The organism is Nocardioides sp. NPDC057772 (assembly GCF_042798075.1).
Lineage (GTDB): Bacteria > Actinomycetota > Actinomycetes > Propionibacteriales > Nocardioidaceae > Nocardioides.
Genome location: NZ_JBHVKN010000097.1, coordinates 8,352 through 18,478, shown reverse-complemented (window position 1 = coordinate 18,478; position 10,127 = coordinate 8,352). Strand labels below are relative to the sequence as shown.

Annotated in this window: 11 protein-coding genes; 7 read left to right on the top strand and 4 right to left on the bottom strand. The window is 67.2% G+C overall.

The window, feature by feature from the left end:
- Positions 1 to 971 (top strand): dihydroxy-acid dehydratase (locus ACFVJS_RS16505; RefSeq protein ID WP_378882229.1); only part of this gene is annotated, 971 nt, incomplete at its 5' end.
- Positions 972 to 1,243: 272 nt separating this feature from the next.
- Complete coding sequence (locus ACFVJS_RS16500) at positions 1,244 to 1,726, top strand: NUDIX hydrolase (protein ID WP_378882227.1); 483 nt, start codon at positions 1,244 to 1,246, stop codon at positions 1,724 to 1,726.
- Positions 1,727 to 1,764: 38 nt separating this feature from the next.
- Here ACFVJS_RS16500 and ACFVJS_RS16495 read toward each other — a convergent pair whose 3' ends face one another.
- Positions 1,765 to 2,307 carry a hypothetical protein gene (locus ACFVJS_RS16495; RefSeq protein WP_378882225.1) on the bottom strand — a complete coding sequence of 181 codons (543 nt, stop codon included), beginning with the start codon at positions 2,305 to 2,307 and terminating at the stop codon, positions 1,765 to 1,767.
- 200 nt (positions 2,308 to 2,507) lie between these two features.
- Positions 2,508 to 3,059 (bottom strand): TetR/AcrR family transcriptional regulator, encoded by a 552-nt coding sequence (locus ACFVJS_RS16490; protein ID WP_378882222.1) that lies wholly within the window; start codon positions 3,057 to 3,059, stop codon positions 2,508 to 2,510.
- 191 nt (positions 3,060 to 3,250) lie between these two features.
- Between ACFVJS_RS16490 and ACFVJS_RS16485 the strand changes: the two genes are divergently transcribed.
- On the top strand, positions 3,251 to 4,477 hold the full coding sequence (locus ACFVJS_RS16485; RefSeq protein WP_378882221.1) for a hypothetical protein: 1,227 nt from the start codon (positions 3,251 to 3,253) through the stop codon (positions 4,475 to 4,477).
- Here ACFVJS_RS16485 and ACFVJS_RS16480 read toward each other — a convergent pair whose 3' ends face one another.
- Positions 4,478 to 4,855 (bottom strand): nitroreductase family deazaflavin-dependent oxidoreductase, encoded by a 378-nt coding sequence (locus ACFVJS_RS16480; protein WP_378882218.1) that lies wholly within the window; start codon positions 4,853 to 4,855, stop codon positions 4,478 to 4,480.
- A 1-nt stretch (position 4,856) separates the two neighbouring features.
- A complete protein-coding gene (locus ACFVJS_RS16475) occupies positions 4,857 to 5,312 on the bottom strand; it encodes a nitroreductase family deazaflavin-dependent oxidoreductase (RefSeq protein WP_378882230.1) in 456 nt (151 codons plus the stop codon).
- A gap of 198 nt (positions 5,313 to 5,510) precedes the next feature.
- On the opposite strand from ACFVJS_RS16475, the gene ACFVJS_RS16470 reads away from it, so the two are divergent.
- The 4 genes from ACFVJS_RS16470 to ACFVJS_RS16455 form a co-directional block, all read left to right on the top strand.
- Positions 5,511 to 6,845, top strand: coding sequence for an HNH endonuclease (locus ACFVJS_RS16470; RefSeq protein WP_378882215.1), 1,335 nt, complete (start codon positions 5,511 to 5,513; stop codon positions 6,843 to 6,845).
- Between the two features lie 31 nt (positions 6,846 to 6,876).
- Complete coding sequence (locus tag ACFVJS_RS16465) at positions 6,877 to 7,260, top strand: MmcQ/YjbR family DNA-binding protein (protein WP_378882213.1); 384 nt, start codon at positions 6,877 to 6,879, stop codon at positions 7,258 to 7,260.
- Between the two features lie 393 nt (positions 7,261 to 7,653).
- Entirely contained in the window at positions 7,654 to 9,633 is a 1,980-nt protein-coding gene (locus ACFVJS_RS16460; RefSeq protein WP_378882211.1) for an ATP-dependent endonuclease, read from the top strand.
- A partial coding sequence (locus ACFVJS_RS16455; protein ID WP_378882208.1) for a UvrD-helicase domain-containing protein occupies positions 9,633 to 10,127 on the top strand: 495 nt, incomplete at its 3' end. The genes ACFVJS_RS16460 and ACFVJS_RS16455, both read left to right, overlap by 1 nt.

Sequence of the window (10,127 nt, the reverse complement as noted above, 5' to 3'; positions counted from 1 at the left end):
GCTCGGGCGAAGCGGTGGTAGGGCTGCTGCGCCGCGGCATCACCGCGCGCCAGATCATGACCAAGGAGGCCTTCGAGAACGCCATCGCCGTCGTGATGGCCCTCGGCGGTTCCACCAACGCCGTGCTGCACCTGTTGGCCATCGCCAACGAGGCCGAGGTCGGCCTGTCTCTTGACGACTTCACCCGGATCGGCGAGAAGGTCCCCCACCTCGCCGACCTCAAGCCGTACGGCAAGTACGTCATGAACGACGTCGACAAGATCGGCGGGATTCCGGTGGTGATGAAGGCGCTCCTGGACGCGGGACTGCTCCACGGCGACTGCCTCACGGTGACCGGGAAGACCATGGCGGAGAACCTCGCCGAGCTGAGCCCGCCCACGCTCGACGACGACGTGATCCACTCGTTCGAGCGGCCGATCCACCGCACCGGTGGTCTCACCATCCTGAAGGGCTCGCTGGCGCCCGAGGGTGCAGTCGTCAAGACGGCTGGCTTCGACGACACCGTCTTCCGCGGCACTGCCCGGGTCTTCGACGGGGAGCGGGCCGCGATGGACGCCCTCGAAGAAGGCCGCATCGTCGCGGGCGACGTCGTGGTCATCCGCAACGAGGGCCCGAAGGGCGGCCCGGGCATGCGGGAGATGCTCGCCATCACGGGAGCCATCAAGGGCGCTGGTCTCGGGAAGGATGTCCTGCTGATCACCGACGGCCGGTTCTCAGGAGGCACCACGGGCCTCTGCGTCGGCCACATCGCCCCCGAGGCCGTCGACGCCGGCCCGATCGCGTTCGTCCGCGACGGCGACCCCATCGTCCTCGACGTCGTCAACCGCACCCTCGAGGTCGAGGTGGAACCCGAGGAGCTGGAGCGGCGGAAGGTCGGCTGGGAGCCACTTCCCCCGAAGTATCGTCGCGGCGTGCTCGGCAAGTACCGACGCACGGTGCAGTCGGCCGCCGTCGGCGCAGTCACGAGCTAGCTGTACTCGGCCAGGAGGTTGGTGACACTCCGGGTCGGTTGTTGACGTAGCGAAGACCTCCGGGGGCGGTGGTTGCCGTCACGGCTGCTCGATTCAGCCGTACGCTTCTATCCGATCTGGTTCTACTTCGGGATCGAATTTGTGGCAGGCGTGGCCCTTCTTCTGTGCGCTTGACCACGCTTGATTCGGCTATGCTGCCCACCGTGGGATCTCGGCCGACAGTAGACGCGTCTGTACAACCGCCACGTCCGCGCGCCCCGGGCGCGCGCGGTATGAGCCAGCGAGTCGACTGGCACAACGATCCGACGGCGCCCGAGGTGAACAGCATCAGGCCCAGCGCCGGCGCCTTCGTGCTCGACGACGCGGGCCGCATCCTGCTGGTCCGCCGCAACGACACCGGCAACTGGACCATGCCCGGCGGGGCGATGGAGCCCGGCGAGTCGCTGACGGCGGCCGCGGTCCGCAAGACGTTCGAGGAAACCGGCATCACCATCGAGGTGACCGGCCTGGTCGGGATCTGGACCAACCCTCGTCACCGGATCGAGAACACCGCCAACGGCGAGGTACGCCAGGAGTGCTCCATCATCTACGCCGGCCGCTACCTCGCCGGCGAGCCCACCCCCTCGCCCGAGAACACCCACGCCGAATGGGTGTCTCCCGCGATCATCCCCAGCCTTCAGATGGACCGCAGCCAGCGCGTGAGGATCGACTGGGCCCTCAACCGCGACTTCCCCCACCTCGACCCCAACCCCTGATCACGGCCGGGCGAGCTGGCAGCCCGGCCTGCACGGAGTCAGCCGTCCCGTAACCACGCGGCCAGTTCGACGGTCGCCGAAGTCGGCGCGGGACATGCCGCGAAGAACGACGACGTACGCCAGGTGGTGATCTCCTCGACCATGTCGCCGGGCAGCAAGCGCTGCAGATACGCAAGGAGATCGTCGATGCCGGTCCGCGCGGCAAGAGCGATCGACGCATCCGACCCCTGGGGCTGCAGAAGGGCTGCGTCGATGTAGCAGTACGCGTCGAAGTTGATGTTCTTCGCGCGCCAGATCAGAGGGACATCCTCGAGGCGACCGTCGCAGAAGAGCATCCAGCAACAGGCCAGCAGGACAACCCCACAACCGTCACCCGCCTCCTTGCGCGACGCGATCTCGTACGCAGTGACAGCACGAAGCAGGTCGAGATCACCCGCGCGCCGTTCTTTCAGCAGCGTCGCAACGATCGCCGGCCTGTCCACCGCATCAACCGGCCCGGACGCTTCCGGCCCGAACAACGAGGGCCACGAATCCGCGCCAGCACTGCGAGCCCGCAGCAGGAGATCGATCCCCGTTCCCATGGGATTCCCTCCCTTTCTCGCTCGTCAGCCGCCGACTCCGCAAGTCCGAGCGCCCGTCGCGAACATCGGCATGAGCTCTTCGGCAGCAGTTGCGGCCAGGGTGATCCTGGCATCCCGCACACCGCATACCCGCAGGCAGGTCGCCGCGATCGCCCGCGCATGGGCTCGCGTTACCTCGTCGCCGCGGGAACGCACCCTGATCACCACCTCGACCACCTGGTCCAGCAGCCCACCCAGCTGGTCCCGCCCACTGACGCTGCGACCGGGCCACTGACAACCGCGGCACCCAACCGGCCGTACGCAGCCCTCAGCTCCCGAAGCGCAGGCTGGAACTCCCCGAACACCTCGCTGCTCCTGACATCCGGCATCCGGTAGAGCCGGCCGATGTTGTGCGGCACCGTCGCGAGCGTGTCCGCGTCGATCAGCGCGAGCAGGTAGAGCGCCGCCTCTGGCACATCGCCCGGGCACTCCTGCTCGATCTTCATGACCTGGTCGAGGCTCGGTCGCACCGAGAGCTCCAGAAGCTCAGCGAGGATCCCGGGCTTGCCCGCGAAGTGGTAGTAGAGCGACGCCTGCCGGATCCCGACCTTCTCCGCGATGTCTCGCGTCGAGGTCGCCGCGTACCCGCGGTTGACGACGAGCTCCGCCGCCGCGTGGAGGACCTCGTCACGTGGAGCACGTGCGCTGGCCAACCGTGGGATCGCCCGAGGCCGACCTGGTCGGGTTGCGGCGGCGAGCGCGTACTGGCTCATCACGGTCCTTTCGTCCGAATTCCTGTCACCTCACGATGGCCGCGAACGGCGGTGGGCAGGAGAGAGCAGCCGGGGAGCATCGCCGTTGATCCCAGTGGTCCCCCGCTCCTCGGTCTTCGTTGTTAGGTTTGTGCGAGTCGTCCTGTCGCCTCGCCACGCGCGACAAGACACCGAACGCACCGGGAGGCCGGATGGCTGAGCAGTGGCACGAGAGGCTGGTACGTCTTCAGGCCGCCAAGGGCTGGAGCAACCGGGAGACCGCGATGCATTACATCGCCCTGTCGCCCTTCCACGAGGAGACTCAGCTCGATTCGGTGCTCGCGATGTTCAAGCGCTACCGGCGCGCTGAGATCGCCAACCCGTCACCCGAGACCCAGCAGGCGATCGCCGCGATGTTCGACCTGCCGGTCGCCGACTTCTTCGCCCAGCGTCCGCTCGCGAACCAGAACGTCCCGGATCGGTTGAGCCCGACCGAGTTCACCGACCTGGTCGCCGCGCTGCGTATGCCGAAAGTGGGCGAGGCTCATCTCGCTCAGGCGGAAGCTGAAGTCGAGCGCCTGTGCACGGCCTATTCAGCCCAAGACGCCCGCTCGTTGACCATCGAGGTCGACGACTGGCTGAAGGAGCTCGCCTCGCTGGTGCATGAAGGGCGAGTGTCCCTCGCCGGCCACGAGCGAGTCATCCACCTCACCGGCTGGTTGTCGCTTCTCCGGGCGTGCCTCATGTGGGACCAGGGCGACGAGCAGGCAACCCACCAGGCCCGCGTCGCTGCCGAGGGTTTCGCGGCCGGCCTGGGCGACAACGTCATGGCCGCGTGGACGTGGGAGATTCGTGCCTGGATGGCACTGACCCAAGGCGACATGCCCAACGTCATCGCAGCCGCCGACGCCGGTATCCGCTGCGCCCCCAACGCCTCGGTCGCCGCGCAGCTCCACGCACAGAAGGCCAAGGCGTACGCCCGGATGAAGGACAGTCACAAGACCGAGGTCGCCCTCGACCGGGTCCGCGAGGTCCTCGACCGCAACGACCTGCCGTCGAACGTGCGCAACCACTTCAACGTCGACCCGACCAAGGCCTCCTTCTACGCGATGGACGCCTACCGCACCCTGCACGGCCGCGAACGGATGGCCGATGCCATGGCCGACACCGTCATCGCCACCAGCACTCGTCCGGACGGCACCGTCATCAGCCCGATGCGACTCGCCGAGGCACAGCTGACCAAGGCCGTCCTCGCCGCCCGCGACGGCAGCCCGGTCACCGCACTCGAGCTCGCCGAGGCCGCGTTGAACCACGAACGGCGATCGCAGCCCAGCCTGCTGCTCGTCGCCAGCGAGGTCGCCCACGAGCTCGAGTACCGCTCCCCCGCCGACGGCGCCGAGTTCCGCAGCCACCTACGCGAGCTCAGTGGGCCGACATGATCAGGCCGTACGCAACAGCCTGAATTCGTGCTTCTGCAGCAGCTGCAGCACCAGTTTGGCCGGATAGCCGAAGGCGTCGCGGCCGGCATCGGACGGATAGGGCTCGATCGCTGACACCTGATGCCACTGGCCGTCGACGAACACCTCGCAGCGCCCAGCCGCGACGATGTTGCGATACCAGTTGACGTCCTCGCCGTAGGTCAGCTCGGCGATGAACCCCTCCGGCACGCGCGCCAACATGATCGGCGTCTCGTACGTCTTCCCCGACTTCCGCCCGACGTGACGCACGAGCGAGAACGGACCGCGCCCCGAGCGGGCCACGCGGATGGTCACCCGGTTGAACGTGTTCTTCATGAACCACAGCCACGTGCGACGCATCTCAGTCTCCTATGAGCTTCAGATTCACCATCGGCAGTCCCTCGACCTCGTGGCCGACCGCCGTCTCGATCGCGCCGCGCAGGCGCTGCCAGGCCTTCGGATGTGCCTGTTGATAGCGACCCAGCGCGGCAGCGGACTTCTCCTCGGAGAGAAACCGTGCCCGCGCCGCGACGCTGGTGCGCGTCCCGATGCTGACGCGGCACGAAGGCTCGGCGAGGAGGTTCTGGTACCACTGTGCACCCGTGCCGAACCCGCTCACCACCACGATCTCGTGCGAGGTCGGCCGCTCGACGACTTCGAGACACACGTATCGCGCGACGCCCGATCGGCGCCCGACATGCTCGAGCATCAGCATCCGGGATCCGAAGAGCCACCCGGCGTTGTGACGGTAGAGCCAGATCGGCGCGCGGACCACCGCGCGGCTCCGGAGCAGCCGGGATGCGAGGGAGTCGATCATGGACGTCACCGCACCGACCTTACCCGCGTTCGGAGCACCAGACCGGGCCGAAACCGGACCTTCTTCCGCCGCGAGTCAGAGACGAGCTGTGTCGGTGGCGCACCCCCGCCAAACCAACCGCAAAGATAGCGTCGATATGCCATCTGACCAGGAATAACAGGGCCATTCTTGTCGGTTCTGACTGATAAAATATCGGCCATGGAAGCACTCCTCGACCCCGACGACACCACCAGCGATCTGCTGGCTGCGGTGCGTACGTCTCGGGCGGTCGCGGAGCAGGCTGACCGGGATGTGTTGATCGCCGCCGCGCGGTTCGCGGCGCTGCATTCTGTCGACTCTCCCCAGAAATCAGCGCGACTGGACGGAGACGTGTTCGGCGACCGAATGCTGCCCCTGGCAGGACCGGGAGCGCCCTTGGTCTCCGAGGCGGCGGCGGTCGAGTTCTCTGCCGTCCTGGGTCGCTCGACGCACGCCGGGAAAAAGTTCCTCGGCGATGCGGTCGAGCTGCGCTACCGGCTCAAGCACGTCTGGGCGCGGATCCTGGACGGGTCGCTCCTGGCCTGGCGGGCCCGTCGGATCGCCGACCTCACCCGACCCCTCGATCGAGAGGTCGCGACCTGGGTGGACAAGCAGATCGGGCCGTACGCCCACACCATGGGGCCGGTCCAGCTGGAGCGCGCCTTCACCCAGGCCGCCGCGCTGTTCGAACCCGATGTCGCTGCTGCAGCCGCCGAGTCCGAAGCGGTCGAGCACCGCTCCGTCACGATCACCACCCACGAGACCACCCCGTTCGTCGGCACCGGTGCCGAGCAAGGCCAAGCTGTGCTGGCGCTGGGCTATCTGGACGGGGTCCTCGACGCGGCCGACGCCCTGGACCTGGAGCAGGCGGTGGCTTCGATCGCGCGCGGCCTTCTCGACGAAGATGACTACGCCCACGCCAGCCTGGACGTGCGACGAGCCGCCGCGCTCGGGGTGCTGGGGCGGGCGTACAACTCCGGCTCCTTCGACGGTGTCCCCGGCGTCACCCGGGTGGTCGAGCTCGTCATCCACACCGACACCCGCGACCTGGCCGGCACCGGCCTGGTCCGCCTCACCAACACCTGCGGCCTGGTCACCATCGAGCGCCTCGAACAGTGGGCCACCACTCCCGGCACCATCGTCAAGCCGGTCATCGTGGTCGACCTGGCCGACACCATCGAAGCAGCCGGATACGTCCCGACCGCCCGGCAGCGGCGTCAGGCAGAACTGATCCATGAAAAGTGCTCCTTCCCCTACTGCCAAGCCCGCGCCGAACGTTGCGACCTCGACCACCGAGTCCCCTACGCCGCCGGCGGCGAGACCAGCAGCCACAACCTGACTCCCCTCTGCCGACAACACCACCGGATGAAGACGCATCACGGGTGGCGCTACCACCGGATTCGTGCAGGCACTTACAGGTGGCGCAGCCCCCACGGTTACGAGTACGTCGTCACGCCGGCCGGCACCATCGACATCAGCGAAGACCTCGGCCCACCGCTCACGCTTGCCGCCTGACAGAGGCAAGACCACGAACTACCCTCGAGGAATGGCAACGCTCCGCGACGTCGCTCGGATCATCCACGAGCTCCCCGAGGTCACCGAGGGCGAACGTCATGGACACCCCACCTGGTCCGTACGCGGCAAGAGCATCGCCTGGCTCCGCCCATACAGCAAGGCCGACCTCAAGCGCTTCGGCGACCAGACCCCGCCGACGCCACCGATCCTCGCCGTCAACACCGCCGACCTGCACGAGAAGGAAGGCGTCCTCGCGGCCGATATCGACGGCGTCTTCACCATCGAGCACTTCAACAACTACCCCGCCGTACTCATAGAGCTCAACGTCATCGACCCCGGCGACCTCCGCGACCTACTCGTCGACTCCTGGCTGGCCGCTGCCCCAGCTGAGTTGGTCGAAGGGTTCGACGGTTGAACCAATGAAGCCTTGACTGTGTGGGTAGCAGGGGGCGTCATTCCGCCCACAATGACGCTGGCGAGAACGCTGGCACCAGTCGGCACGAGGATCGACGACGCGGAAGGAAATTCGCGACGCTCCGTGGCCGCCCCTCGGACAAAGTCTTCGACGAGATCAAGGGGCGGCGGCGCTACTTAAACCTCGACACAGGCGCTTAGCGGGCATGAGCTCGAAAATCGGAGCTTCGAGACTGCGCCCCATCAGCTGACCGGCCCACGTGATCGGCCCTGCCTTTCGATGAACCTGATCGCCCATTCGTCAGCGCCGTACGCTCCGGTTGTGGGAGCCTCCTCCGGGTCAGGTAAAGGCGGCGTTCAGGCCGTCGCCATGTGAACAGGCAAGGGGTTGGTCGTGCATCTGCGGAACGTCACAGTCGAGGGCTTCCGAGCGTCTGCGAACTCGCCAGTCTCGGTCGAGTTCCCGGGACGCTTCAGTGTTCTGGCCGGATCGAACGGGATCGGCAAGACCACCATCAACGACGCGATCTACTGGGCGCACCTCGAACGGTTCCCGCGATTGCAGCCACCAGATGCCTCCCTCCTCGGTCCGGCGCCTCGGACTATCGACGTCGAGTACGCCATGGAGGTCGATCCCGCCGATGAAGGCGCGCTTGGGACCGCTCGGCAGTCGATGGGACTCGGCGCCCCCTCCTGGCGGCGCAATATCGAGCGGTCGCTCGGTCAGGTACGGGCCGCCGGCATCGACTCCACCGTTGACGGCCACGATCAGCTCCGACTGGTGTACCTGCCCGCCGCGAGGAATCCGGTTGACCAGCTCTCCCGGCGCGAGACCCGGGTGCTGCTCGAGCTCATGCGCGCCGAGCAGCGCCGTAACCCGTCCGGTGGCTCGCTGGCCCAGGTGAAGGCCCAGGCCGAGCGGATGCTGAAGAGCCTGACGACCCAGCAGCTCCTCGTTGATGTGCAAGGGCGCATCGCCGAAAACCTGAAGGACCTGACCAGTGGCGTCCAGGAGCACTTCGCGTTCCTTGGCACCCAACGCGTCGATGACGCCTACCTGGCTCGCGTACTCGAGCTGCTGCTCGCGACGACAGCCACAACGGATGATGCGCGTCGGCTTGAGGGCGCGAGCCTCGGGTACGTCAACCTGCTCCACATAGCGGTCACCCTTGCTGGCATCCCTGACCCGGCGAAGCCGCCCGCCGGCCCGCCCCCGCCGGCCCCAGGCGTTCCCACCGCCGACCAGGCCAGCGCAGCGGCCGCGGAAACGGTCTCTGGGCAGCCGGCGGCCCACGCCGCGGAGCTGGGCGACGAGGAGACCGCGGCAGTTCGCCGAGCCCGCCTCGCCGAGGCGGACGAACGCGCGGACGAGCAGCAGGACTCGTTCTGGCCGGACCTCTTCCATGCCACCGTCCTTATAGAGGAGCCCGAAGCGCACCTGCACCCACAGCTCCAGCACGGCCTGATTCGCTACCTGCGCGCGAGCGCCGACGAACGCCCCGATCTTCAGGTCATCGTGTCGACGCACGCTGGCGAGATGATCTCAGCGTGTAAGCCGAACGATCTGGTCATCGTGCGGCGTGACACCTCCGGACAGGTTGTCTCGCGGGTCATCGCGAACATCCCGTGGGAAGAGGACACCGGCCGTAAAGTGCGCCGGATGGCGCAGCTGCACCTGGACGCCAGCCGGTCAGGCGCCCTTTTCGCCGAGCGGGTAGTGCTGGTCGAGGGCATCACCGAAGTTGCACTCCTGCGGGCCTACGGGCGAGCCTGGGCAGTCGAGGACAGGGCCAAGCGGGCGTTCATCGACGCTCTCGCCGTCGTGCCGATCGGGAACCGGATCGGTGAGTGGCCGGTGCGCCTGCTCGCCGAGCCGGGTCACGAACTGACGCGACAGGTGGCCGTGTTGTGCGACACCGACAAGCGGCCGGAAAATCCCGGCGACCCGCTGCCCGCGCCGCAGCCACCGCGATGGCACGACGCGTTCGCCTCGTCGGATCATGTTCAGTTCTTCTGGTCTGCACCGACGCTCGAGCCGACCCTGGTGCCAAGCAACGAGGAGCTCGTCAAGAAAGCACTCGAGGCCTGCGGTAAGGACCTCGGGTCGACCCCGACGGCGACGAACGTGGATGATTTCTTCCGGGAGGAGAAGAACAAACCGTTTAAGGGCGAGTTCGCCTTCGAGCTCGCTGCTCAAGTCGAGGACAACCTGGCCACAGCAACGGTTCCTCCGCAACTCGTGGAGTTGTTCGACTGGCTTTGGCACGATCATGCACCCGCACCCGACGGCACAGCGGAAGGCCAAGAAGTGGCAATGGAGGACGAGCCCATCGACGTCAACCACGTCGCCGACGACCTTATCGACCTGCTCTGATGGGTGTCCGGCTCACCGACCGGCAGGTCATCGCGGCCGCAACCGATGACCGTCTGGTCAACATCGTGTCCGCCCCTGGCTCTGGCAAGACAACAGTCGCTACAGCACGATTCGGTTACCTGCATCACGGCGCCCCGGACGGGCGGCGCGGCGTCCTCGCACTGAGCTTCAACCGCGCCGCTGTCGGCGAGCTCCGCAGCCGGATCGCTGCCCGCTGGGGACGCCAGGCACTCGCCTTCCCGAACCTCGTCACCACCTTCGACGACTTCCACGAACGAATGCTGAAGCACCTCCTCCGCCTAGGGCTCATCAAGTGGCCGGAGGGTCATCTCCACCTCGACGTGATCGATGACTACTCCAGCCTGAGCGGCTACCGGTCGATCAGCGCTGGCGGCTGGCTGCGCGTCGCCAGTTCCAAGCCGGACGGCACCGTGTTCAGCGATTGCATCCGGTCGCCGAAGGCGACCTTTGGGTTGACGCAGGCCGAGCCCCAC

Bases quoted from the DNA above. Each gene is read 5' to 3' on its own strand.
- ACFVJS_RS16480 (WP_378882218.1), bottom strand. From the start codon at position 4,855: ATGCGTCGCACGTGGCTGTGGTTCATGAAGAACACGTTCAACCGGGTG.
- ACFVJS_RS16475 (WP_378882230.1), bottom strand. From the start codon at position 5,312: ATGATCGACTCCCTCGCATCCCGGCTGCTCCGGAGCCGCGCGGTGGTC.
- ACFVJS_RS16495 (WP_378882225.1), bottom strand. From the start codon at position 2,307: ATGGGAACGGGGATCGATCTCCTGCTGCGGGCTCGCAGTGCTGGCGCG.
- ACFVJS_RS16470 (WP_378882215.1), top strand. From the start codon at position 5,511: ATGGAAGCACTCCTCGACCCCGACGACACCACCAGCGATCTGCTGGCT.
- ACFVJS_RS16500 (WP_378882227.1), top strand. From the start codon at position 1,244: ATGAGCCAGCGAGTCGACTGGCACAACGATCCGACGGCGCCCGAGGTG.
- ACFVJS_RS16490 (WP_378882222.1), bottom strand. From the start codon at position 3,059: ATGAGCCAGTACGCGCTCGCCGCCGCAACCCGACCAGGTCGGCCTCGG.
- ACFVJS_RS16465 (WP_378882213.1), top strand. From the start codon at position 6,877: ATGGCAACGCTCCGCGACGTCGCTCGGATCATCCACGAGCTCCCCGAG.
- ACFVJS_RS16485 (WP_378882221.1), top strand. From the start codon at position 3,251: ATGGCTGAGCAGTGGCACGAGAGGCTGGTACGTCTTCAGGCCGCCAAG.